18 protein-coding genes are annotated in these 25,218 nt (G+C 59.2%); 11 read left to right on the top strand and 7 right to left on the bottom strand.

All coding sequences use genetic code 11. The features are described 5' to 3' along the window. Window positions 1-49: 49 nt before the first annotated feature. Entirely contained in the window at window positions 50-916 is an 867-nt protein-coding gene (locus tag O9H32_RS23785) for a helix-turn-helix transcriptional regulator (protein WP_269868607.1), read from the top strand. Window positions 917-1,115: 199 nt separating this feature from the next. Beyond that, window positions 1,116-3,233 (top strand): GDSL-type esterase/lipase family protein, encoded by a 2,118-nt coding sequence (locus O9H32_RS23780; RefSeq protein ID WP_269868606.1) that lies wholly within the window; start codon window positions 1,116-1,118, stop codon window positions 3,231-3,233. Window positions 3,234-3,247: 14 nt separating this feature from the next. Here O9H32_RS23780 and O9H32_RS23775 read toward each other — a convergent pair whose 3' ends face one another. From O9H32_RS23775 to O9H32_RS23765, 3 genes are all read right to left on the bottom strand, one after another. Beyond that, entirely contained in the window at window positions 3,248-3,982 is a 735-nt protein-coding gene (locus O9H32_RS23775) for a class I SAM-dependent methyltransferase (protein ID WP_269868605.1), read from the bottom strand. Window positions 3,983-4,066: 84 nt separating this feature from the next. Continuing rightward, window positions 4,067-4,984, bottom strand: coding sequence for a hypothetical protein (locus O9H32_RS23770; RefSeq protein ID WP_269868604.1), 918 nt, complete (start codon window positions 4,982-4,984; stop codon window positions 4,067-4,069). Window positions 4,985-5,198: 214 nt separating this feature from the next. Further along, window positions 5,199-5,390, bottom strand: a complete 192-nt coding sequence (locus tag O9H32_RS23765; RefSeq protein WP_269868684.1) for a hypothetical protein — start codon at window positions 5,388-5,390, stop codon at window positions 5,199-5,201. Between the two features lie 202 nt (window positions 5,391-5,592). Between O9H32_RS23765 and O9H32_RS23760 the strand changes: the two genes are divergently transcribed. Further along, window positions 5,593-6,582, top strand: a complete 990-nt coding sequence (locus O9H32_RS23760; RefSeq protein WP_269868603.1) for a Gfo/Idh/MocA family protein — start codon at window positions 5,593-5,595, stop codon at window positions 6,580-6,582. 371 nt (window positions 6,583-6,953) lie between these two features. Here O9H32_RS23760 and O9H32_RS23755 read toward each other — a convergent pair whose 3' ends face one another. After that, on the bottom strand, window positions 6,954-7,826 hold the full coding sequence (locus tag O9H32_RS23755) for an AraC family transcriptional regulator (RefSeq protein ID WP_269868683.1): 873 nt from the start codon (window positions 7,824-7,826) through the stop codon (window positions 6,954-6,956). Between the two features lie 307 nt (window positions 7,827-8,133). Continuing rightward, window positions 8,134-9,120 carry an aldo/keto reductase gene (locus O9H32_RS23750; protein ID WP_269868602.1) on the bottom strand — a complete coding sequence of 329 codons (987 nt, stop codon included), beginning with the start codon at window positions 9,118-9,120 and terminating at the stop codon, window positions 8,134-8,136. Between the two features lie 146 nt (window positions 9,121-9,266). Between O9H32_RS23750 and O9H32_RS23745 the strand changes: the two genes are divergently transcribed. Beyond that, complete coding sequence (locus O9H32_RS23745; RefSeq protein WP_269868601.1) at window positions 9,267-9,731, top strand: DUF3052 domain-containing protein; 465 nt, start codon at window positions 9,267-9,269, stop codon at window positions 9,729-9,731. Between the two features lie 185 nt (window positions 9,732-9,916). Here O9H32_RS23745 and O9H32_RS23740 read toward each other — a convergent pair whose 3' ends face one another. Continuing rightward, a complete protein-coding gene (locus O9H32_RS23740) occupies window positions 9,917-10,060 on the bottom strand; it encodes a hypothetical protein (RefSeq protein ID WP_269868600.1) in 144 nt (47 codons plus the stop codon). 238 nt (window positions 10,061-10,298) lie between these two features. Between O9H32_RS23740 and O9H32_RS23735 the strand changes: the two genes are divergently transcribed. Further along, window positions 10,299-11,531 (top strand): MFS transporter, encoded by a 1,233-nt coding sequence (locus tag O9H32_RS23735; protein WP_269868599.1) that lies wholly within the window; start codon window positions 10,299-10,301, stop codon window positions 11,529-11,531. 198 nt (window positions 11,532-11,729) lie between these two features. Further along, window positions 11,730-12,566 (top strand): hypothetical protein, encoded by an 837-nt coding sequence (locus O9H32_RS23730; protein ID WP_269868598.1) that lies wholly within the window; start codon window positions 11,730-11,732, stop codon window positions 12,564-12,566. A gap of 202 nt (window positions 12,567-12,768) precedes the next feature. Here O9H32_RS23730 and O9H32_RS23725 read toward each other — a convergent pair whose 3' ends face one another. Next, window positions 12,769-13,578 (bottom strand): DUF5995 family protein, encoded by an 810-nt coding sequence (locus tag O9H32_RS23725; protein WP_269868597.1) that lies wholly within the window; start codon window positions 13,576-13,578, stop codon window positions 12,769-12,771. Window positions 13,579-14,091: 513 nt separating this feature from the next. On the opposite strand from O9H32_RS23725, the gene O9H32_RS23720 reads away from it, so the two are divergent. From O9H32_RS23720 to O9H32_RS23700, 5 genes are all read left to right on the top strand, one after another. Further along, complete coding sequence (locus O9H32_RS23720; protein WP_269868596.1) at window positions 14,092-21,903, top strand: glycoside hydrolase family 3 N-terminal domain-containing protein; 7,812 nt, start codon at window positions 14,092-14,094, stop codon at window positions 21,901-21,903. A gap of 343 nt (window positions 21,904-22,246) precedes the next feature. After that, on the top strand, window positions 22,247-24,061 hold the full coding sequence (locus O9H32_RS23715) for a glycoside hydrolase family 30 beta sandwich domain-containing protein (RefSeq protein WP_269868595.1): 1,815 nt from the start codon (window positions 22,247-22,249) through the stop codon (window positions 24,059-24,061). 72 nt (window positions 24,062-24,133) lie between these two features. Next, entirely contained in the window at window positions 24,134-24,367 is a 234-nt protein-coding gene (locus O9H32_RS23710) for a VOC family protein (protein WP_269868594.1), read from the top strand. Further along, the gene (locus tag O9H32_RS23705) at window positions 24,355-24,603 is read left to right on the top strand and encodes a VOC family protein (RefSeq protein ID WP_269868593.1); all 249 of its coding nucleotides are present in this window, start codon (window positions 24,355-24,357) and stop codon (window positions 24,601-24,603) included. The genes O9H32_RS23710 and O9H32_RS23705 overlap by 13 nt, the downstream gene beginning before the upstream one ends. A gap of 152 nt (window positions 24,604-24,755) precedes the next feature. Then, window positions 24,756-25,139, top strand: coding sequence for a helix-turn-helix domain-containing protein (locus O9H32_RS23700; protein ID WP_269868592.1), 384 nt, complete (start codon window positions 24,756-24,758; stop codon window positions 25,137-25,139). Window positions 25,140-25,218 lie beyond the last annotated feature (79 nt).

Genomic DNA, 25,218 nt, shown 5'->3' with positions numbered 1-25,218 from the left:
ACTATGTACATCTTAATCCAACCCGTTGTCGTTTGGAGGAATGATGTCCATGAAAGGTGATTTTGAGGTATCCATCTCCAAGATCGTGACTCCATTTAACTTCCTCAAGTACCATTATCACGATTACTACGAAGTGTACTACCTAATGTCCGGGGAAAGGCACTTCTATATAGAAAGCCAGTGCTATGGCATCGAGAAAGGGGCGCTGGTGTTCATCCATAAGAATGTCCTGCATAAAACCATGGCCGCCCGCGAACCGGAGCATGAACGGTTTGTCGTTTATTTTACCGATGCTTATATCCATTCCCTGCTCACCGAGCAGCCGGACCTGCTGCTTCCATTCGCCGATCCCCACCGGGTGATTCAGCTCAATCTGCAGGAGCAGGCCTTCCTGGAAAATATCATCCTGCAGATGATTAGCGAATATTCGGAGCCGGACCGGAGGGGGAGGGACTTCTATTTCAAGACCCTGCTCGCCCAGCTGCTGTTATTCGCTGTACGCAAAGTGCCGGACGGCCTGGAACAGGCCGTGAAGCCCATCCACCAATCGATCCAGGAGATTGTCCATCACTGCAATGAACATTTCCGGGACCCCCTGACGCTGAACGAGCTGGCAAGGGACTTCTTTTTGTCCCCCTCCTATGTGGGACGTATGCTGAAGAAGTATACCGGATTCTCCTTTCCCGAGTATCTGAATACCCTGCGCATTCGCGAAGCCCAACGGCTGCTCAGAGAAAGCAGTCTAAAAATGATCGAGATCGCGCAGCAGGTCGGGTACGTCAACATCACCCATTTCAACAAGAATTTCAAGCTCATCACGAGAATGTCCCCGCTGCAGTACAGGAAAATGACGCTGAATATGGATGGTGTCACGTTGAAGCATAAGCCTGAATTTCTGGAGAAGCACAGAACATAGGGGAGCTTCGGGAGTGCGGAAATAGCAAAGTTTTAGAAATTGGCAAATTTGGTGGTCGAATAGGGAACGCTGCCTTTGCTATGATGCTGTACAGCATAGGAAATAAACTTACTGCTGCCAAGGAGGCTGGAATGGAGGAATTGCGAAGTATTGTATCCGGTTACATCACTAGCATGAACAGAGAAAGGAAGTGCAGCTAATGAAAAAGGTCTGGAAAATCGCTCTATGCTCTCTTCTGCTGACAGCCGTTTTTAGTCCTGTTCACAGCAAAACAGGCGCGGCAGCGTCCATCACAGGTACGGAGAAAGGGGGCGCGCCGGCGCGGGGTGAGAATTCCAATTCCTACAAGTTCAACTTTACGAGCCAGCCCAGATCCGGGTATCGCTCTGTCCTCTACGATGTGTATAACGGTGCGCCGCTGTATGACGCATCCATCGGTTATGGCTTTGTTAAAGAGACGAGTGCCCTGCCCTCCAGGGAAGTGCATACGGCCTCTATCACCTCCGATGGAGCGGGGTTTTATATAACGGAGCCTGCTTTCTATGCGGAGCCGAAGTTTGAGAAGGACCATTATAACAATTACGGTATGGCGTTCCGGATCGAGGCTCCTCCCGGTGCGTACAGCGTGTATGTAAAAACCACTTCGGATGCGGCGGACACCACGGTATCGGTGTCGGGCATGCAGACGAGCCGGCTGCTGAAGGGCGGATTCTGGGATGCGGCCAAGCTCGTGCCCATGAAGTATACCGCTGCTGCGAGCGGCAAAGAATGGACTTATACGTATGTCAACGGCCGGGACTACCTGGATATCGAGATTGAACCGAATAAGGTCAACACGCCTGTCGGCATTGAGGAGATTGTGCTGCAGCCGATCCCGCAGCAGCGGCGTGCGGCCGGAAGTCTTCCGACGATCTTCACCCTTGGGGATTCCACAGTCAAATCCTATACCTTCGACGAAGCGCCGATGAGCGGCTGGGGGCAAATCATCGACACGATGTTTGACCGGCGCAAAGTGAATGTGACCAACTATTCCATGGGCGGGCGTTCATTCAAGAGTGCTTATACCGAAGGCAGGCTGAACGATATTCTGCTGACAGGCAGCATCGGGGATTATGTGCTGGTGCAGTTCGGGCATAACGACGAAAGCACGGATGAGTACCGGCGCTATGGCAGAGGGGCAACGGAAGCGATGTACGAGACCTACATCAAGGAAATCTATCTTCCTGCCATCCGGGCACGGGGCATGATTCCTGTCCTGGTGACGCCGATGTCCAGAGTCAAGGGGAATGCACAGCCGGGAGAGACATACACCAACTCGTTCAAAACAAGGCTGTTCCCGGGCCTGATGAAACAGGCGGCGGAAGAATCGGGAGTGACGCTCATCGATCTGAATTCGGAGAGCCTGAAGTACTATAACGAGATCGGCGTTGAAGCGACGACGGCCATCTTCATGTCGATTGAAGCCGGAGAAACCCCCGGCAAGACGAACGACGGGAGCTACGCCAACGGTCACCCATCGAAGAAGATTGACGGCACGCACTACAAAGAGGCGCTGGCCAAACAATTTGCCCGGATCGTTGCCGCTGAATTCGTGAAAAAGGGAGGGGCAGGCGATCCCACAGCGGCTGCGATTGCCTCCTGCCTGAAGCAGGACGTCAAGGCTGCGGCCGTATCCGGCAACTGGTCGCGGGTCTTCCCGGAGATGGCCAAGGATACAACGACCGGCGAAGGCGCTTATTACCGCAATCAGATTGAGAAGCTGATTCAGCTGGGCGTGATGGGCAAGGACCGCCACGGGAACTTCCGCCCGGATGCGAAGATGACCGTTGACGAATTCATCCGGAGTCTCTCCAAGCTGATGAACTTAAAAAAATCGACATTCGCCGGCTACCCGAAGGGGGAGCTGACCCGCGAAACGATGGGCGCCATTCTCGACGATGCGTACCATGCGAAATTCACGGAGAAGCCGAAGTATATGACGGATTATAACGGGACAACGCTCGTGCCTGGCGACCCCGGTTACGACCCGAATCTGGACTCGGGGGCCAGAGGCGTCATGTACTATCCTCTGGTTTCGTATGGACAGCTGACGGATACTGCGGAGATCGCGCCTCACTTGGCTCCCAAAGTCAAGGATGCCTATGAACTGGGGCTTATCCGGTCCGAGAAGGGAATTGCCAGGGGACAGATGGTGAACGGAACGGAGCTCGAACCGGCAGCCGTCGTAACCCGTGCGAAAGCGGCCAAAGCCCTGTACTTCATGTGGGTGCTCGAACAAGCGGTGAATGTAGAGAATGATGTGTCTTCGTTGAAGTAGGCTTTCGGATGGAATTAAGTTTTGGACGCTGCCATCAACAAGAACATAGGGCGACGGGTTTCTTCCTGCCAGGCCGGATGCTGGTCCAGCATGTCTTGGGTTGGCTTCAGCTCGGAGAACTGTTCAATCCGGAAGCCGGAAGCAATCAGGGAGCCAAGATAAGTCGTTACCGTTCGATGGTACTTGGTCACATCGTGGTCCAGAAATCTAGCCTGCCTCGGCCCTTCGATATGGTAATGGTCGACAGGCCAATGCAGCTTCTCGCCTTGGGAACCATAGTACCAATCTTGTTCAGGGAGCGCAGTGAAGATCGGATGTTCAACCGAGAACACCAGGGTACCTCCGGGGGCAAGGTAGCGATATATTTGGCTGCAGAGCCTATCGAATGGCTCGACATAGTGGAATGCAAGAGAGCTGATCACGACATCGAATTGCCCTTCTGAAAAGTCGATATCTTCAATAGCGACCCGCCGATACTCAATCTGCGGGTCGTTCGTCATGGCCCGGGCCCGGGCCAGCATATGGTCCGACAGATCCACCCCCACTACCGATAAGGCCCCGCGCTCCCGCGCATACCGGCAGTGCCAACCAAAGCCGCAGCCCAGATCCAACACCCTCTTGGCACGCAGCTCGGGCAGCATTCCTCGAAAGACGGGCCATTCTCCGGCAGAATCCAACCCGCCGGTCGAACGGGGCATCCGGCTGTAATTGGCGAAAAAACCGGCATCATCATATTTATTCTGTTTCATCCGGTACTGAGCCTCCAATGGCGGATTTCTATAGTAACTGAATATTCCTGCTGTCCGCATCCTCAACTTACAGGGAGCTGCCAGCTAGTGACGGTGACCCTGCTGCCGCCTGAGATCCATCAGCCGGCTGCGGGAATCGGGAAGAACGGCCGGAACGAGCTTGCCGCCGTCGTACCGGAAGAAGGCGTACCGGTCCGAGGAGCCGGATTCGATGATCCACCCGCTGGACTCTTGGAACAAAAGGGCATATCTCGGGATCTCGTCTTGTTCCTCCGATAGACCCAAAGCCGCCGCCGTTTCATTCTCGGTCACGGTATACTCATACTCCCGGGAGTCCTGATTCCAGCGGTAGATTCCGACGCTCGGGGGGACCCAGTTCACAGCTGGACTCACCCACTCCTCTTGCCCGTCTCCGTCGAGATCCATACGGCGTACGTCATGACCCTGGTATTCCTGCATCCTCCAAGTGCCGGTCTCCTCATCGTAGAAGAGCGAGCGGACCATCGCGGCATAGCTGTCGTCTTCGGCTCCGCCGATGACGAGTTCGGGACCTGCTCCGGCTCCCCGGGGCAGAAGCCGCACCGGTACAGCCGCCGCACCGTCTCCGCCGGACGCTCCGGCCGCATACCAAGCGTCCTGTGTCTTGAGGTAAGCGCGGATCGACTGACCCGCTTCGGACTTCTCTTCGTACAGGTAGACCGAACAGGAGGGCAACCCCGGCTCTTGCTTGAATTCGTAGACTCTCGCAGGCATAGGCTCAGCCGGAGCCGGAACCTGCTGAAGTGTAAGGGAATCGGCCCGTCCGAAGGTCAGTTGCACCGCCGCGAGCCGTTCGGGCTTCACGTAGCGGGGTTCGGTTGTGGCTGCAGCCCCAGCAGCTTCAATCAGCCCGCCCAACGCTGCTCCTTCACCACGTTCCTTCGGAACGGGGGAGAGAGAACAAGCGGAGAGCAGAAGGGAGAGTAGCACCAGCGGGGCAACGCGGGCATAGTATCGTGTCATAAGTCATCACCTCTAGCTGATTCGTAGGAAGTCTATAAGGGAAACGGAACGCTCCTATCCAACTAGACGGAAGTTCTGCCCCAAAGGTTCCCAGCTTCGCACGAAGGAAACCTGAAGATTCGGTTCTTCTGTGCCGTTAGGCATCTGAGCAGCACAAAAACAAGAGACGGCGGGCGCCTCTTGTTTTCAGTGTCGTTGAGCCTGCGAGCTTACCTTAAGCGTGGTAGCTGCCGACAGGCTTGTTCAGCACCCACTCGAGCAGCAGGATCATATCCTCCAGCCGGTCGAGGTCGGCCTGCAGGCTGGGCTTGCTTTCCTCTGGCGCTGCGGCGAGACGCTCCTCCACCGTTTTCTTTTGGAGCAGCAGCTCGTTCACTTTTCTTCGGACCTGATCTTCCGTACGCATAAGCATCCTTCTTTCTTCGACTTCGACATAGGTGCAGCCATCCTTCCATCCTATCAAAAACGCGCTGCCGAATAAAGCGGAACGGACGGCGGGGAAGGGCCTTTGGGGAGGTGCGGCCATTTCTGCTATACTGGGGAGATAGGCATCGCTTATCTTACAGAACGCTATATGAATTCTTACATAAGAAAGGGAAATGGCTGTTATGGTTACTTTCGGTATCATCGGTACGAACTGGATTACGGAGACGCTCGTCCAAGCTGCGCTGCTTACGGGGAAAGTGAAATTCACCGCCGTATATTCGCGCACAGAGGAGAAAGGCAGGGAGTTTGCCGAGAAGTTCGGCATTGCGCACGTGTATACGGACCTCGAGGCTTTCGGGTCAAGCCCGGAGTTCGAGGCTGTCTATATTGCCAGTCCGAACTCCCTGCACGCACGGTATGCGGTACAGATGATGGATCACGGCAAGCACGTGCTCTGCGAGAAGCCCATCGCTTCCCATGCCCGGGAAGTGAAAGGGATGATTGGTGCAGCGAAGCGCAACGGCGTGCTGCTGATGGAAGCGGTGAAGTCGACGTTCATGCCGGGCTTCCGGGCCGTGCAGGAGAATCTGCACAAGATCGGCCCCATCCGCCGGTATACGGCGAGCTACGGCCAATATTCGTCGCGCTACGATGCTTACAAGCAGGGGACGGTTCTGAACGCGTTCAAGCCCGAATTCTCGAACGGGTCTCTGATGGATCTCGGCGTGTACTGCATCTATCCGATGGTGGTTCTCTTCGGCAAGCCGGAGCGCGTTCAGGCCGAGGCTGTCATGCTGGAGTCCGGCGTCGACGGGGAGGGCAGTCTGCTCTTGAAGTACGGGGGCATGGACGCGGTCATCATGCATTCCAAGATCGCCAACTCCTACCTCCCTGCGGAGATTCAAGGCGAGCTCGGTACGCTGGTCATCGACCGCATCAATGAGCCGGGCCGCGTTGAGATCCGTTACAAGGACGGACGGGTAGAGGACTTGACGCAGCCGACGGATCAGCCTTCGATGTACTACGAAGTGATGGAGTTCACCTCGCTACTGGAAGAAGGGAAGACGGAGTCCTCCGTCAATTCGCTCGAGGTCTCCCTTGCCGCCATGGAAGTCATCGAGGAAGCGCGCAGACAGATCGGGCTCGTGTTCCCGGCGGATAGCCAGGGGTAGCCCGGCAGGAACAGCTGAGTACGACCTGTGCCTGAGGAACAAATGTACGACAAGAGAGGGCTTGGCATCTGCCAAGCCCTTTGCGCATATCTTTCTTGTGATCCAGCAGAGGCCCGCCCAAGCATTATTTCAACAGGAGCCTAAACAATAGTTCGACGGCTTTCGCCACATCACGTCCATGAAGCCCCACATACATATAGAGCAAGATAACAAGGACTAGAAATGCCGACGCACCGGGCCATCTGCCATAGCAATGCTTAATATAAATCACAGCAGCAAAACCAACAAGAACCAGACCGTGCACAAGAACATAGGGCATCATTTCGATAAGCCATCACCTGAGATCAATATACAGACTCTTCCGATTCGTTTCAATCGTCGGTTCGCTGCGGTCTCTTCCCGACCGGGATCCAGATTTCGCTGCGGAACGTAGGGGAGTCGATCTCCTTGGATTCGTTCCACAAGATCTCGGGACCTTCTCTCAGCTCGTAGCTGGAGGAGGGGAACCACTCGGCATAAATACGTCCCCACACATTCTGCAGCGTATCCGGAAACGGTCCGACGGCTTCGAATACGGCCCATGTGGATGCGGAGACCTCCAGGGCTGTCAGATGCGCGGGGCACGTCTCGGTCGTGGCGGCGCCGATATAATGGTCGAACTCCCCCCGCTCCTCCATCCGTCCTTCCGAGAAGTGCGTGGAGGCGCTGATCAATCCAGAAGGCTCGACGTTCGACAGCTTTTTAAGTTCGGTAATGGTGTCATGGTCCAAGCTTTCCCACATCGCCGCGATCTCCGGATTGACCCCGTGGAATTGGATGGGGACCCGTTTGTGGATACCTGCTATGCGGAAGGCTTCTTTGTTTACGATACGAAAGTTCATTTCGCTTCCTCCTCTAATCGTTAATTGAAAGGTCATCCGCGAGTAGGATTTCAGGGGCTGTCCGGACCTTCTGGCTTCGGACGGCGTGAGTCCGTGCAGCTGCTGGAAGGCTCTGGTGAAGGAGTCGGGCGAGGCATAGCCGTACTTGACCGCGATATCGATGATTCGGATATCCTGGTGTTGAAGGTCCAGAGCAGCAAGCGTGAGGCGCCGGCGGCGTATATATTCGGCAAGCGAGACCCCCGATAGAAACGAGAACATCCGCTGAAAATGATACGCCGAGCAAAGTGCGATTCTTGCCACCTCCTGCATATCGATCTCATCTGTCAGATGCTCCTCAATATAAGCGAGAGCCCGGTTCATGGAATCCAGCAGCACCGGTCATCCCCTCCTTTCATGGATAGCGTAACATGGATTTCGGACAGCGATCCGACAATTCGTGTTCTGTTCAGCAGGGTTCAGGGCATCGGCCCCGGCACAAGATCAACGGTTTCGCCGTCTTTTAAGGACGGTGCGCGTTTATGAGATATATAAGAAGACAGGATCGAGCCTTGGCGAGATATACATTCTTATATATCAAAAAACACGCCATCGCGGCGTGTTTTTTTGTAGGTGTGAGTAAAGGTTCATGTTGGATTCCGAGATCCGGGGTTCATTGAACCGCGGCTGTTTACAAGTTAAGGGAGCTCATGCTGGTCTCCGGATAGCGGGTGCCGGCAGCGGCACCCTTCGGCGCGGCTTCGTCGATCCGGCGGAGCTCCTCCGGCGTCAGCTCAATGCCGAGTGCGCCCACGTTCTCTTCGAGATAGGTTCTGCGTTTCGTGCCCGGAATCGGCACGATATCGTCTCCTTGGGCGAGCAGCCAAGCAAGCGCGAGCTGCGAAGGCTGTACGTCCCTGGCCGCCGCAATCTCCCGGATCCGTTCGACGAGGTCGAGGTTCTTCTGGAAGTTCTCGCCCTGGAAGCGGGGAGAGAAGCGGCGGTAATCGTCCTCGGCGAGGTCTTCGAACTTCCGGATCTGGCCCGTGAGGAAGCCCCGGCCGAGCGGGCTGTACGGCACGAACCCGATCCCGAGCTCGCGGCAGAGGGGCAGAATCTCGTCTTCGACATCGCGGCTCCACAGCGAATATTCGGTCTGCAAAGCGGTCACGGGATGGACCGCGTGTGCCCGGCGGATCGTGGCGGGACCCGCTTCAGACAGCCCGATATAGCGGACCTTGCCTTCATTGACGAGCTCGGCCATCGCACCGACCGTCTCTTCGATCGGGGTATTCGGATCGACCCGGTGCTGATAGTACAGGTCGATATGATCCACACCAAGGCGGCGCAGGCTCGCTTCGCAGGCGGACCGGACATACTCCGGCCGGCCGTTCACGCCGAGGAACTGGCCGTCTTCGCTGCGCATGTTCCCGAATTTCGTGGCAAGAATGACGCTGTCCCGGCGGTCTTTCACGGCCCGCCCGACGAGTTCTTCGTTCCGCCCCACACCGTACATGTCGGCCGTGTCCAAGAAAGTGACGCCGAGCTCGAGGGCCCGGTGAATGGTACGGACCGATTCCTCTTCATCCCGTCCGCTGTAGAAGTCGGACATGCCCATACATCCGAGCCCGAGCGCCGAGACCTCCAGCGTGCTTCGGCCGAGTGTTCGTTTTTTCATTTGGATAACCGCCTCTCACCTAGGGATAATGATGTCCGAAAATTTTCCAGTCCACTCTAGTGTAATCCTCCGGCTGCCGGAGTTCAAGTCAGCTTGACCCAAATCTTGTATACTGAGAGAACAAGGATGAAGAAGGAGAGAACGCTATGAATGAGCTGCTCAAGAAGCTGAATTACAAAGGCCGGACACGGATGTTAGTGCTGCAGGCACCGGAGGAATTCGGTCCGTTCCTTGACGCTTTCCGGGAGGCCGGAGAGGTTTGCGCTTCTCTTGATGAGGCGGGCGAGGAGCCGTATGGATTGGTGCTGGTTTTCTGCAAAAGCGGCGCAGAGGTGGAGGCCTTGGCGCCCGAAGCCGCCCGGCGCTGCGCACCGGACCAGCTGCTCTGGTTCGCCTATCCGAAGAAGACGTCGAAGAAATACAAAGCCGATATCACGCGCGATACGGGCTGGCAGCCGCTTGGCCGCCTCGGATTCGAAGGCGTCCGCCAGATCGCCATCGACGAGGATTGGTCGGCCCTACGCTTTCGCGAGGCCCGATATGTGAAGACGATGACCCGCAGCGGGAAGCTGGCCCTGTCGGAAGAAGGGCGCCAGCGGGTACAAGAATAGGCAGAGACAAGAATAGGCAGAGACAAGAAGCGGAGGCTTCCCGGACATGGGGACCTTCGCTTCTTGTATGCAGGGCCGTCCAGCGTTCGGGCTGCCCCGGGCAAGCAGGACGCTCGCACAGCCGCGGAAGGGGCAGAATCCCCCTCCATCCGATATACTATTCCGATGCACTAACCAGCTTGGTACTAAGCCGCCGATACGACCCAGACGAGCACGCTCATGGCATACCCGTGTGAGGAACGCCAGACCTGGCGCAGCACGCCGAGGCTTCGCTGCCGGATTTTATGCTGCCTCTCTGTCATTTGAAGCTCGAGTTCAAAGTAATGCATCCGCTCCACTTCCTTTCTGTTCTTTATTATGAAGGAAGGGAAAAGGAAATAAAATGGAAAGAACGATTATAACTAAACCGTATCGGCGGGCAGGGGTGGGGCCGGTCCGGTCAATAGAGAGAGGAGTGCGGGCCGAACTCATCGCAAATGGGCATGGGAAAGGGCTGTACTCCGTAGTAGAATCCTACATAGTGAATGAACAATCGCAGGAAGCAGCGCTGGGAGATGGATCGGGACCATGGACGAAGACAGAATTATCAATTTCTCGGGACTGCGGATGAGCGGGGAGACGTGGTACAACTTCCGCTGGGATATCACCGCGGCCTCCGCCTTCAGCTTGTTTAACGTGGTATTCAACCAATTCTACATTCCGATTGCGCTGCAGCATGGCGCAAGCGACCTGCAGGTCGGCCTGTTGACCGCGGCGCCGGCTGTCGGACTCCTCTTCTCTCCCGCATGGGCGGGTGTGATGGAAGGGCGGTCTCCGAAGCCGTTCTTCCTGCTGCCGAATCTGATCGCGCGATTGCTGCTCATTGCCCCCGCCTTATACGCGTCGCCGGTCATGTTCGTGGCTACGGCTTTTGTGTTCCACTTCCTCATGGGGATCCAGGCTCCGGCCTATGCCGCCTTGATGACGAGGCTCTATCCGGCGGACCAACGAGGGCGCTTGATGGGCAATGTACGCGTGGTCATGGGCCTGCTGATGCTGCCGCTGGCCTGGGTGGCCGGCCGGTGGATCGATGCCTCCGGAAGCACGGGGCCCCTGCTCACGGCAGCAGTGACGGGGGCGCTGTCGCTGCTTGCGTTCCGGCAGGTACGCGAGGTGCCGCGATTTTTTGCCGGAGGAAAGGGCAGTGCGCTCCGCTTATCGCTGTTCGGCCAGCTGCGCCTCATCCGGGGCAACCGGCCGATCCTGGTCTTCCTTGCCGCTACAAGTCTCGCCGGCTTCGGCAACATGCTGGCCAGTCCGCTATACGCGATCTACCAGGTGCATGAGCTCGGGCTCAGCAATGCGCAGATCGGCTACCTGCGGATGGCGTATTTTGCCTGCATGCTGCTCGCTTACCTCATCGCCGGGTGGGCGATCGACCGGTTCTCGCCGCAGGCGGTGATGGCCTGCGGGCTGACGGCGATGACGACGGTGCCGTTCTTGTACGGTCTGGTCGGCACATTCCCGGCCGTGATGGCTGCCAGCGGCATCCAGGGCATCAGCGACGCGGTCTGGGATATCGGCTGCATGGCCTTCGTCTTCCGCTTCGCCAGAGGCCGGGAGGCCGTCGTGTTCGGCCTTCATCTCATGCTGTTCGGCATCCGCGGTACCGCCGGTCCCTTGATCGGGACATCGCTTCACGGCTCGCTTCCGTTCGGGGGGATGATGCTGTGCGTCGGCGGCCTGGGGCTGATGGGCCTCGTCCTGTTCCTCGGGGCGAGGATCCGCAGCGGAGATGCGGAGGCAGAGCCGCAGGGGTGAAGCCTTCATGAAGCATTTCATCCATGCCCTTATTGGAGTCACGAAAAGCAAACAAGCAAGTATGCCCAGCGGAGCAGTTCCCCTGGGCTTGTTTGTGCTTTGCGAACGACAAGAGAACATTCGGCAGGGTTGGCGTGTCAGTTAGAGAAGAGTATCTGCAGCAGGAGATCACCAGGAGCTGAAAGAGGAGGAGAGGCGATGGGCTGGAGAGAGCATCACGAGAGGAATGCGAAGGTCGGCAGAGCGGCAGGAACCCTTCTGCTGTTCGGGGGAGCGGTCATCACCGCGCTGCACGTCTATTATGGCTGGCCGGCCCGGAAGGAGCTGCTTATGACGCTGCCGGGTATGGTCCTCCCGGCTCTGTTGATGCTGGGGGTATCGGGATCCCAGAAGCGGAAGGCGCGGTTCTTTCCGCGGGATAGAGCAACGGCGGCGGATCGGGAACCTCCATCGGGACCGGATGCAATCCTGCATCGGGATTCAGAGATGATGCTGATGCGGCAGTCCGGTATGCGGCATCACATCCGTTACTTCTCCGTCGATGGAGACCTGCTCCTGGAGTTCCGGGAGACGAGCAGGGGCTGGGTGCTGTGGGCGGATGGCGCTCTGGACGGACTGCGGTCGTTCCTGCCCAAAAGCTTCGTGGTCACAGACCGCATTGGCACTCCCAGGCTGCGCCTGCAGCAGCGGGGAGGATTGAACCGGCCTATGGAAGTCTATCTGCCGGACGGTACGAAGATCGCTAGCTATCTGCAAGACCGCTGGAAAGCGCAGATGGACATCCGGGATGGGGCCGGCTGCCGCATCGGCGAGCTCCGGAGCGACGACCTGCTCGGTACGTCCTTCCGGATCACGGATGCGTCGGGACGCGAGGTCATCCGCTTCTACAACGGGGGATTGCCTTCACGGAATATGGACGCCTTCTCGGGCGGGGCGGACCTGATCAAGCTGAGGCCGCAGCTGGCGGAAGATCCCGAGGATGATCTGCGCTTCATTGCACTGCCCGCGCTGCTCAAAGTGGTGTTCAAGCGATGAGTTCAGGGCGGCTGCCTGGAACGCATCACTACTTATTTCATGTCCGATGACGAAAGTGTACGCCCCTGCGGCATCGCTTTCGTAATCCGTATATAAGACAGAAGTGAATTCAGGATTGGCAATACCGGGAAGTGCTGCAACACTGCTGGAGTAGAAGGCGTTATCGCTGGGCGCCCAGCCGCTCCGCCATGATACTCCATGTTCAGACGGCGTGCCGGATCGGCGGCACGATATCGGTATCCGTCCCCCCTAGCACATCGATGATGCGGGGGATATCCCCGCTCTCCCGGGAGCGGATGACAGAGAGGCCCAGGTTCAGCCAGAAGCTGGGATCGGCCACCTTGCCGCCCAAGAAAGCGACTTCGTTACCGAGCTGGTAGAGGTAAGCGGCATCCGAGGCGTTATCGCCGAGCGCCAGCCGCTCCGCCACGTTCCAGGCGCAGTCTCTGGCCTTCATCATGCTGAAGTTGATAACCGCGAATTCGGCCTTGATATCGATCTTGTCGAGCAATCGGATCCATGGGGAGAGCTCCTGAATCTCGTCTACGACGCTGCCTACCAGACCGGCGAGGATGGCGTTGATTTTGTTGAAGTCCGTATACAGACTGCCGAGCTCGGCTCCGGGAGAAGTCTCGGCGGCTGCGATGCCGAGGTCGTAGTTGATATGCGCGTTCATGCCGAGCAGCAGATGCTGCAGGATCAGCAGCCGCGGATTGCGGGCAGCCTCGAACGAGAGAGCCCAACAGCCTGTCGGCCGTCCGCCGTGCAGGTGAAGGTTCAGCGCATCCAGATACCGGTTCGCGAAGGTAACGTCGAGCCGTTCCATCCGCGGGCCGTCCTCGAAGAAGCCCTGCGCTATGCCGTCTTTGACCTTCCTTGTGACCATCCGGTACAAGGCGGCAAAATACCCGAGCCGGGAAGAAGCCATTCTGGCTTCCGCTACCGCATCATCCAGCTGCAGCAGCACCTCGTCGATGCTCCGGGCTCCCCCATAGGTTCCGTTCATTGTCATTCCCCGCATTTCCGTTAGAATTCTTTCCATGGTGCCCGTTAGGCAGCGCTCTCATTTAGTTCTGCTCTCATTTTAGCACGGTACATCTTCTCCAGTAAGGGGGAAGTGGGGGGCTTCCTTTTTTTTGGCCCGGCAGCTGTTTGGTAGGGGTCAGGGAATTGGGAAAGGAGAGGCTAGACATGGAATCGATTTCAACCAAAGAGTGGAGCGTTCTCCCGATAACACGGCAAATCCGAAATATGGAGAATCCAACCTGAAAAATGGGGCCTAATCCGGGGGGGACAGCTGATTTACAATGAGGGAATAACCGGAGGGCGGCTGCCCGCAAAAAGAAGGAGGAAGAGACCCGCCAAGTGATGGAGGGGAAGGCTGAATGTTGGGGCATGTAGAGAGCGCTTACTTCGTATGCTGCGGCAGCCTAAGAGTCGAGGGATGAGTGAACACAGCATAGGGAGGTTTGCGGCAACGTAATTTGTAATCGATTCCATACTTACGAGCAGGAGGACGAAACCATTGAGGTACAAACGAAAAGTATCCGCTTTGACGGCGGCGGTAGTCTTAAGCACGTCATTCGCAGGGCCGGCTGCTTGGCCGGTATCGGCGGCAGGATCCCCGGCGGAGCTGCCTCCCTATTGGAATCCGCAGCTTCCGGTGGAGAAGCGGGTGGAGGATCTTCTGGGACGCATGACGCTGGACGAGAAGGTCGGCCAGATGGTTCAGGCGGAGAGGGCCTACGCCACCCCGGAAGATGTGAGGGAGTATCACCTTGGCTCGATGCTGAGCGGAGGAGGCTCCTTCCCGGGCGGCAAACAGGCGAACAGCACGCCAGGGAAGTGGGCGGAGCTGTATGACAGCTACCAGGACGGGGCTCTCTCGACGCGGCTCGGCATTCCGCTGCTCTATGGCGTGGATGCGGTTCACGGGCACAGCAACGTGATCGGCGCTACGCTCATTCCCCATAATATCGGTCTCGGCGCCGCTCGGAATCCAGAGCTCATGAAGAAGCTCGGTGCCTTGACGGCGAGGGAGATGAGGGCGACGGGGGTGAACTATGCGTTCGGGCCTACCGTCGCCGATGTGCAGAACCCGCGCTGGGGCCGCACCTATGAAGGCTTCGGCGATGACTCGGTGCTCGCGGGCCGCCTCGGAGCAGCCTATATCCAAGGGCTGCAGGGAGCGCAGGCAGGAGATGGGAAAGGGCCGGACAAAGTGGTGGCGACCGCGAAGCATTTTATCGGCGAAGGCTATACCGACAATGGCACGAACCAGGGCGACGTATCCGCGAAGACGTATACGGAGCAGGAGATGCAGCAGATGCTCGAACGCGAGCTCGCCATGTACAAGCAGGCGGTGGATGCCGGGGTGAGGTCCGTCATGGCTTCGTATAACAGCATCCAGGGCCTCAAGATGCATGCGAGCAAGCCCCTGCTCACCGACAAGCTGAAGGGCGAACTCGGGTTCAAGGGCTTCGTGATCACCGACTGGAACGGGATCGACCAGATCACGAAGGACTGGGAAGGAGAGCCGGTCAGCGGGCTGAAGGCGCAGGTGCGCACCGCAGCGAACGCAGGCGTCGATATGTTCATGGAATCGGACAAATGGCGCGACGTTGTCCGCTATCTGAAGGAGAATGTGAACGAGGGTGCGATCCCGGCGGAGAGGGTCGACGATGCAGTCACCCGTATTCTCCGCGTGAAGTTCGAGTCCGGCGTGTTCGAGCATCCGAAGACCAGCGGAGAACTCGCGGAAGCCGTGGGCTCGGCGGAGCACCGGGAGACGGCCAGACAGGCCGTCCGGGAATCGCTCGTGCTGCTCAAGAACGACAAGGTGAACGGGCAGCCGCTATTGTCCCGGCTCGGCTCCATGAAGAAGATCTTCGTTGCCGGCAAGAGCGCTGATGATATCGGGATCCAGGCGGGCGGCTGGTCCATCACTTGGCAGGGCCAGAGTGGTCCGACGACACCGGGAACGACCATCCTGAAGGGAATTCAGGAAGCGGCCGGAGACCGGAAGACGGTGACTTACAACAAGCACGGCCGGGGGGCGGCGGGTCACGATGTGGCCATTGCCGTGCTCGGCGAGAAGCCTTATGCGGAGTCAAACGGCGACACCGCGAATCTGAATCTCGACGCGGAAGACCTCGCTACGCTGGAGAACATCCGCAGCGCGGATCCGCAGATTCCGATTCTGGTCGTTCTGGTGTCCGGCCGTCCGATGACGGTGGCCCCGCAGATGGATGACTGGGCCGGCCTCATTGCAGCTTGGCTCCCGGGAACGGAAGGGGCTGGGGTAGCCGATGTGCTGTTCGGCGAGCAGGACTTCACGGGCAAGCTGCCGATGCGCTGGCCATTCTTCGTGGAGGCGTATCCGATCAAGACGGCAGATTCGCCGTATGTGCAGTTCCCTACGGGCTACGGGCTGACGAAGGGGCAGGAGACGCCTGCACTCCCGCCGGTGCCGCAGAAGCCGGGACAGCCTGCCGATTCCGGCAAGGCGATCCCGGGCCGCATCGAAGCGGAGGCATTCGCCGCACAGAGTGGACTTCAGCTCGAGAACGCCTCCGAAGGCACGCAGAATCTCGGTTTCGCCGATGCGGGCGATTGGAGCGAGTATACCGTGAATGTGGCGGAAGCCGGCACCTATGAAGTGGATTTCCGCTATGCCGGGGAGCTCGGAAGCCCGACGTCCATCCGGATCAAGGATGAGGCGGGCCGTACGGCCGGCACTTTCACGGGTGCCTCCACCGGCGGCTGGCAGAGCTGGCAGACCGGAACCGCCGCGAAGGTGGTGCTCCGCCAGACGGGAACCCAGAAGCTTCGGCTGGAGTTCGGCGGATCGATCAACCTCAACTGGCTGGAGTTCCGCCGCACTGGCGATGTTCCTGCCGATACGGGCGGAGGGGGGGAGTCCGGAAGCGGGGCGGTCGTGAAAGCTGGGGCGGTAGAGTCGTGGATCACGAGCGAGCGCGACCCCGGCGACATCCGCTGGTATTACGCTCCGAGGTACTGCGAAGGCGACAAGAAGCTGGAGGCCCAGACGCCTCTGGATCTGACCATGCCGGGCGGGACAGCAGGCACCGAGATCAAGATCGATCCGCAGAAGACCTACCAATCGATGATCGGCATCGGCTCCTCGATGGAGGAGTCCACGGTGCACAACCTGTGGAAGATGTCGCCCGCGAAGCGGACCGAGGTGCTGAAGAAGCTTGTGGATCCGGCCCAAGGGGCGGGCATGAGCCTCGTCCGGCTGACGATCGGTACGGCCGACTTCACGGCCCGGCAGTTCTACAGCTACGACGATAGGCCGGCGGGTGAGACCGATCCGGAGCTGAAGCACTTCTCGATCCAGAAAGACCGCGATTATCATATCATCGATACGGTCAAGGAGATGCAGCGCATCCATCCGGATATCAAGTTCTTCGCTTCGCCCTGGAGCCCTCCGGGCTGGATGAAGACGACGGACTCGCTCATGAAGGGCCAAGTGAAAGACGAGTACCTGCCGGTGCTCGCAAAGTACTATCTGAAGTACCTTCAGGCTTACCGGGCCGAAGGAATCGAGATCGAAGCGATGACGCTGCAGAACGAGCCGCTGCTCGAGATCGAGTATCCGAGCGCGAAGATGCCCTGGGAGCAGCAGGCCGAGCTGGTGAAGCTGATGCGTGCCGAGCTCGATACGAACGGGTTCTCCCACGTGAAGCTGTGGATCTTCGACCACAACCCGGGCGACACGATGGCTTACCCGGCCCAGCTGCTGCGTGATCCGGCCAGCCGGGCTGCCGTCGACGGTACGGCGTTCCACGACTATGGCGGGGACCTTGGCGAGATGACGAAGCTGCACGAGCTGTATCCGGAGAAGAACGTCTATCTCACGGAACGGGCAGTCTGGGGCACGAAGGGCGCGGACCGCATGGCGCAGTATTTCCGCAACTGGGCGCGCAGCTACAACTCCTGGGTCGTGATGCTCGACAGCGACATCCGCACCCACCAATGGGTCGGTACGCCGGACCCTACGCCGCTCGTACAGGATTCGGCCGACCCTGACAACTACTGGCTCGCGCCGGAGTACTACCTGCTCGGGCAGTACACGAAGTTCGTAGAGCCGGGATATGTCCGGATCGACAGCAACTACGGCTCGTCCGATACCGTAACGAATGTGGCTTTCCTGAGCCCGGACGGCAAGCGGATCGTCACGGTCGTCATTAACCAGACGAAGGAGACGCAGCCGGTGAAGCTGCTCAGTGACGGTACGCAGATCACCTCCTCCGTGCCGGCTCAATCCGTCGTGACGTACCGGTGGGACCGGGTCGTAGCAGAAGCAACCGCGCCGGGCACGATCCGGGCGGCGGACTTCGACAGTGCCTCCGGCAGTTACACGGCGGACGCGGCAGCGGGGACGGTCGGAGGCCTGAACGAAGGCACTGGCGAACCGGCATCGTTCGATTACCTTGTGAACGTCGCGGAGACAGGTACTTATTATGCGGACCTCGGTTATACCGGCAGCCCGCAGAACGGGGGGCTGACGCTCAAGAGGGACGGCGCGGCAGCGGCGAGCATGCCGCTTGCGAGAGCAGTGACCGAAGACGGACGTACAGCGTATGCCCGAACCTCGGTCACCCTGGAGGCGGGCATCCATAAGCTGACGCTGGCGGCCGAAGGACGGGGATACAGCCTCACTAGTCTCATGTTAACGAAGGCGGACGAGGAGCGCTACGGCGTGCCTGGCCTGATCGAAGCGGAGACGGCTTCGAAGCCGGACGGCGTGCTCGTGAACCGCAGCGGCGCGGGGATCATCTCCGTCGGTTTCTCGGGCGGGGACAGCGCGCTAGGCTATCCGGTGCATGTGGAGCAGGCAGGCGAATACGCTGTGACTTACCGCTATGCATCGGAGGGCGGGCATCCGGCAGTGGAGCTGTCGGCAGCCGGTACAGTGGTTGGTACGACGTATCTCGCAGGCTCGGCAGGCCGGGAGCAGTGGGTGAACGTGACGGATACCGTCACTTTGCCGGCGGGTGACCATACGCTGAGCCTGTCCGTGAAAGGGGCAGCGGCCGACCTCGATTGGCTGGCCGTTGGCCCGACGCTGGTGGCGTCACCCGACAGCGCTGTTCGGGAAGGCCAGGAAGACGGAGCTTCGATTACGTTCGAGCTGCTCAATGATACGTTCCAACCGGCATTGAACCCTGCAGGCTGGAGTCTGGAAGGGATCGGAGGTATGGCAGTCGGAAGCGTAACCCGTCTGGACGACAGGCATGCGCAGGTTGAGCTCAGAGGCACCCGTACGCAGGATTATGACAAGGACATCCGGGCATCGGTGACGGCGGCGGTCTATGAGACGGTCAGCGGCAGCGTCTATGCAACCGGCGTACTCGGAAGCCGGGTTCTATTCCTTGCCGCCGATGATGCCGAAGAGCTGTCCATAGCAGGCGGTCCGGTGCCTTACGGCGTGGACGGCTATGTACTGGGGGTTGCGCTAGAGGGCGGCACCTTCCGAGCTGACGCACTGGAAGGAATCGGACTGGCGGGAACGGCTGTGACGCAGGGCGGCGTCTCCCTGAAGTCCGTGAGAGCGGTGGATGCTTCGCATCTGGAGCTCACGCTGGGCTGGGACGGCACCCCGTATTACGGGGATCTGTCCCTGGCAGTGAACGTGCCGAAGGAGGCGTATGCCGACGGGGAGGCGGCTCTCTCGGCTGCTGCAGTGCTCAGCGGTACGGTGAACCGCAGGGAAGCGGTGCCGGTGCCGGGCAGCGTTCCGGCAGAGGCCTTCTACAAGGTCCAAGGCGCCGCAGCGGACGAAGGTCCCAGCGGTACCCGCAAGCTGACGGGCTTCGATGCGGGAGACTACGTGGAGTACAAGATCGATGCGGCGCAGGCAGGCACGTACATGGCGGCGCTGCGGATTACTTTTGAATCCGGCGCGTCCAAAGGGATCGTGCTGAAGAACGGGGCAGGCGACACGCTGGCCGAATATACCGTACCGCAGCTGTATAACAAAAACTGGGTTACGGTGGGAAGCCAAGTGCGGCTGCCGGCCGGAGAACAGATTCTGAGGGTGTATGCCCAGGCGGGCGGCTTCGAGCTTGGCTCGATCTCGCTCGAACCGGTGACGGCGCAGAAGATGGGCGAGGACGGCCTGCTGAGGGTCGAGGCCGAGAGCTATTCGAATGCGACCGTTGGGGTCATTCAGGATAACGAAGCGAGCGGGACATCTCCTGCTTTCCGCAATATCGGCTACATGAGCGCGGGCAACACGCTCGATTATCTGGTCGACGTGAAAACAGCCGGGTTCTACCGGGTGAACTACCGCTATGCTACGGCACAGGGCGGCGTATCGGCAGCCTTCACCGTAGGCGGCAGGACGCTGGGAACGGCAGCACTGCCGGGCACCGGCGGCTGGGGAACCTTCAAGGACGCCTCCCATACCGTGAAGCTGGAGGCGGGTGTGCAGACGATCCGTTTCCTCGACCAGGGCGACGGTTTCAACCTCGACTGGTTCGAGCTGCAGCCATCCGACGGAACGGAGCAGACGGCCGCCGAGCGGGCGAGTCTGCCGGCAGCCTCTCTGCAGGCCGGCGTGCACTATGGCAGCGTGCAGGTGGCGCTGACCACGGCTGCGGAGGGCGCGGCTGTCTTCTACACGCTGGACGGTTCGCTTCCGACCGCAGACAGCATGCCGTACACCGGACCGATTGAGATCACGGAGCTGGCCGTGGTCCGGGCCATTGCGGTCAAAGCCGGTATGAAAGACAGCTTCGCGGCTCTCTATACGTATGAGATCAAAGCCGGCGAACAGCCGCTTGAGCCTGCGGCCGCACCGGTGGCTGCGCCCGGATCGGGCAGCTACACGGGGCCGCAGCAGGTGGTTCTGACCTCGCAGACCGGGGGAGCGGCGATCTACTATACGCTGGACGGAAGCGTACCATCGGCGGCGTCCGGTACGGAGTATAAGCAGGCGATCACCGTGCCGATCGGCACAACGACGATCAAGGCGTTCGCCGTCAAGGAAGGCATGGCGGACAGCCCGATAGCCGAATTCACCTATGTCATCAGTACGCCGGGCAACAACGGCGGCGGGAACAACGACAGCGGCGGCAGCAACGGCGGTGGAAATCCCGACCGCGGAAGCAGCACCGGCAGTCCGGGCAGCACCGGCGGAAATCCCGGCACGCCTTCGCCTTCCACCGGCGGGAAGCCGGTTGTGCAGGCTCCGCAGCCTAAGCTTGACCCGGCCACCGGTCTGGCATCAGTGACGATGGAGGAGGCGGCACTGGCTGACGCATTATCCGGCCGCACTTCGCTCACCATTGAAGTGCCGCTGGCAGAAGGAGCTGCGGCTTACGGCATTACGCTTCCGGTGTCCGTGCTGTCAGGGAAGGCCGGCAAGGTTGTACTGGAGCTGGTTACGGGAGCGGGCAGCATTACGCTGCCAAGCGGCATGCTGATTCCCGCGGATATAGGCGGGGCGGCTAAGGTTGAACTGCGGATCGGCCGCAGTAACGCCGCTCATCTAAGCGCAGAACTTGGCGGCAGACCCGCGGTCGAGCTTACCCTTCTGGTGGACGGCTCACCTATAGAATGGAGCAACCCGGACGCGAAGGTATCCGTATCCGTTCCTTACGACCCGAGTGCGGCAGAGCTTGCTCATCCGGAGCGTATTACGGTGTGGTATGTGAACGCCTCGGGCACGATCACAGCTGTTCCAAGCGGCCGGTATGACAACAAGACGGGGCGGGTAAGCTTCACTACGACTCACTTCAGCCTCTTCGCGGTAGCTTATGTAACCAAGTCGTTCGGGGACCTCGGTTCCCATGAATGGGCCCGCGAAGCTGTTGAGACGATGGCGGCCAAAGGGGTGATCGAAGGCACGGCAGAGGGGACATTCACGCCGGGCGCACCGGTGAAGCGGGGAGACTTCCTGCTCATGCTGGTGGAGGCGCTGGATCTCACGGCCCGCTTCGAGGGGAACTTCAGCGATGTGGAACCCTCCGCATACTATGCGGGCGCGGCAGGCGTAGCGAAGAAGCTCGGCATCGCCGAGGGCAAGGAGCAGGGCCGGTTCGATCCTTCGTCTCCGGTCACAAGGCAGGAGATGATGACACTGGCTGCCCGTGCCATGAAGCTCGCCGGGAAAGCGGCCCCGGCTGCAGACGCTTCTGAGCTCGATGTCTTCACGGACCGAGCGGAGCTTGCGGCTTACGCCGGCGACAGTGCGGCAGCACTCGTGAAGAGCGGACTGGTCACAGGCGACGGCTCGCGGTTGAACCCGCGGGGGACGGCGACCCGGGCCGAGACCGCAGTGCTTATCCACCGGTTGTACCGGTATTAATACCTTGCAATATTTCATAGTTTCATAGCTGCAGCATCCAGGAGCCCCGGCCGTATACCGCCGGGGCTCTTTATATCTCGCCAGGGCTCGCTCCTGCAATCCTATATATCTTATAAACGCGCATCGTCCTTACAGGACGGCGAAGACGTTTATCTTGTGGAATACCGCGGGTGTCCCGGCAGCCATCCTAACTTTGGAGCATCCATCCCGAAAAAAGAGACCTTTGCAAGCGCTTACCAAGCTGTATAATTGAGATATGGAGGTGATCGCCTGTTCCCCACGCTTCATGAAATCGATTTCATTTCCCGTTCATCATCTCAATCCAAGAAAGGTGTGATCTATAATGGTTTTGTCCAAAAGCGCCAAGCTTGCCCTATGTTCCGCCGTACTCACGGTTTCCTTCGCTTCGTCTTCCGTCTCTTCTGCCCACGCGGCGGGAGATTCCGTGGAAGTCTGGCTGTCCAAACCGGACTGGAGTGCCGCGCTCGCCAAGCAGGGGAACGCAGCCTTCGGGGGAGACACCGGCAGCGCCGCTTACACGATCGATGTCAACCAGGATCTGACCTACCAGCAGATGGACGGCTTCGGAGCGTCGATGACGGATTCCTCCGCCTGGCTCTTGCAGAACAAGTTGACCGCCGCCAAGCGGGCTGAAGTGATGGAGAAGCTCTTCGGGTCCACCGGCATCGGGCTCAGTCTGCTGCGGCAGACGGTCGGGGCATCGGATTTTAACTGGGAAGCATATAGCTATGCCGATACCGCAGGGGATTGGAATCTGAACAGCTTCTCGATCGCCAGGGATCTGCCCTATATCGTGCCGATGGTGAAGCAGGCGCTGGCGAAGAATCCGGGCATCAAGGTGATCGCCTCGCCCTGGAGCGCTCCGGCTTGGATGAAATCGTCCGGTTCCATGAACGGCGGCTATCTGAAACCCGAAGCATACGGCACCTATGCGAATTACCTCACGAAGTTCGTGCAGGCTTACCAGGGGCAGGGCATCCCTATCTATGCGCTTACGCCGCAGAACGAGCCGCTCTACACTACAGGGGCTTACCCGACTATGAGCATGTCCACCGCCGACCAGATCGGTTTTATCCGCGATTATCTGGGTCCTTCCCTGCGGGGAGCAGGACTGAATACCAAGATTATTGCGTATGACCATAACTTCGATAATTGGTCCTATCCGGACACGGTTCTGAAGGACGCCGGCGCGGCAGGGTATATCGCAGGCAGCGCCTTCCATCATTACGGCGGCGACCCTTCGGCCATGACGACGCTGCATAACCTGCATCCGTCCAAGGACATCTGGTTCACCGAAGGCGGCTTCGGTTCGTGGAACGACACGTTCGGCAATATCATGCATGAGCTGATTACGATTCCGAGGAACTGGTCGAAGGCCTTTATCGCCTGGAACATCGCGCTTGACCAGAACAACGGCCCTTCGCTGCTCGCGAATTCCATCAACTACGGGATGATCAAGATCCGCTCGGACGCTATGGACCAAGTGTCGTACAACCAGCACTACTACCTCATGGGGCATTTCAGCAAATTTGTGGTGCCCGGCGCTTACCGGATTGATACCCCGTCGTATGACGGCAGCCTCGAGAATGTCGCGTTCAAGAATCCCGACGGTTCCAAAGTGGTCGTGGCCTACAACCGGACTTCGGCCAGCCAGAACGTGAAGATCAAGTGGGGCAAGCAGGCGTTCACTTCTTCTATCCCTGCGGGGGCCGTCGTTACCTTCAAGTGGAACGGCACGCCGACAAGAGACCTCGTCGCGATCAAAGCTTCGGCCAACGGGTTCTATGTGGCTGCGGAGAATGGCGGAAGCAGCCCCCTGATCGCCAGAAGCTCTGCGGTCAGCGGCTGGGAAATGTTCGAGAAGGTGGACCTCGGCGGCGGCAATATCGCCCTGAAGTCGCTCGCGAACGGCCGTTACGTGACGGCCGAGAATGCGGGCGCGGGCGCGCTGATCGCCCGCAGCACGTCCGTCGGCGGCTGGGAGACGTTCCAGATGTCGAACGTGAGCGGAGGCGTCTCGCTGAAGGCCGCGGCCAACGGCAAGTTCGTCAGCGCGGACAATGCCGGCTCTTCGCCGCTCATCGCGAACAAGACCTCGGCCGGCACTTGGGAGACCTTCCAGTTTACTGCAAGGTAAGCTGGACATTTCCCCTCTTTCCTGAATTTCCTCAACCCTTTATCCTAGGGAGGAGAGAGGGGAGAGGACACGATGGAGAATCATATACTCGGATTGTTCGAGACGCATCTTCCTGTGGCGGATTTGGAGCGCTCGGCCGCTTTTTACGAGAACGTGCTGGGGCTCGAATTCGCGCATGAAGACCCGCGCGGAGTCCGCTTTTATTGGATCGGCGAACGCGGAGGGGCGATGCTCGGATTGTGGGAGAAGGGATCTCCGAGAGGATGCGTCAGCATTTTGCTTTCCGTACGTCGGTGGAGAAGATGAGGGAAGTCGTTCCTTTCCTCAAGAGCCGGGGACTCGCGGTGCATAACTTCCTGAACGATGGAACGGAGCAGCCGTTCGTATTCGGCTGGATGCCGGCCGTATCGATCTACTTCTCCGACCCTGACGGTCACTCGCTGGAGTACATCGCGATGCTGCCTGACGAGCCGAGGCCGGACTTGGGTGTCGTGTCTTGGGACGAGTGGGAGCTTCTGCAGGGGAGGATGCCTCAGGAATAGCGAAGGCCGCTGTTCATTATTTCATATCCATGCCGGGCAGCCCGGGTATAGCGCTCCACCTCCCGGTCGATACTAGTACAACGAAGAGGCACGGAATTGAATTGGGAGATTCCGAGAATTCGAGAGACTGGGATCATGGGAGGGCGTAGGCCGTGAGCACATGGTACGGACAGCAGCTGCGCGAGCTGAGAGAGCTGAAGGGGATGGAGGTCACCGAATTCGCCAAAGAACTGGGGGTAGCTCCAGGATATCTGCGCAATCTGGAGACAGGCCGCACGCAGACCATTCAGCTGGAAATCTTGTCGAGACTCGAGAAGGAACTCTATTGGTCCCCGGAAGAAGAGCTGTCCCCTGTCCCGGGTGGGGCGGCCGATACCGGGATGACCCAGCGCCTGGAACAGGCGATGCTCGGCCTGCAGGAGCTGGCCGCCATCGACCCTGAGGCGTGCGGCTATCTCCTCGGCATGGTAGAGCAGGGGCTTCGGCTGGTGCGGGACCGGCCGGCGGCCAGGCCGTCCAGCAGCATGCCGCAGTGATCCTGCACTTCGGTGCGCAGTCCCGCCAAGCTCAATAACAGCCGATGAACACAAAAAGGCCGCAGCAGAATCGAACTCT

This window comes from Paenibacillus caseinilyticus (genome assembly GCF_027533645.1).
GTDB lineage: Bacteria > Bacillota > Bacilli > Paenibacillales > NBRC-103111 > Paenibacillus_G > Paenibacillus_G caseinilyticus.
This window is presented reverse-complemented; position numbering and strand designations above follow the sequence as displayed.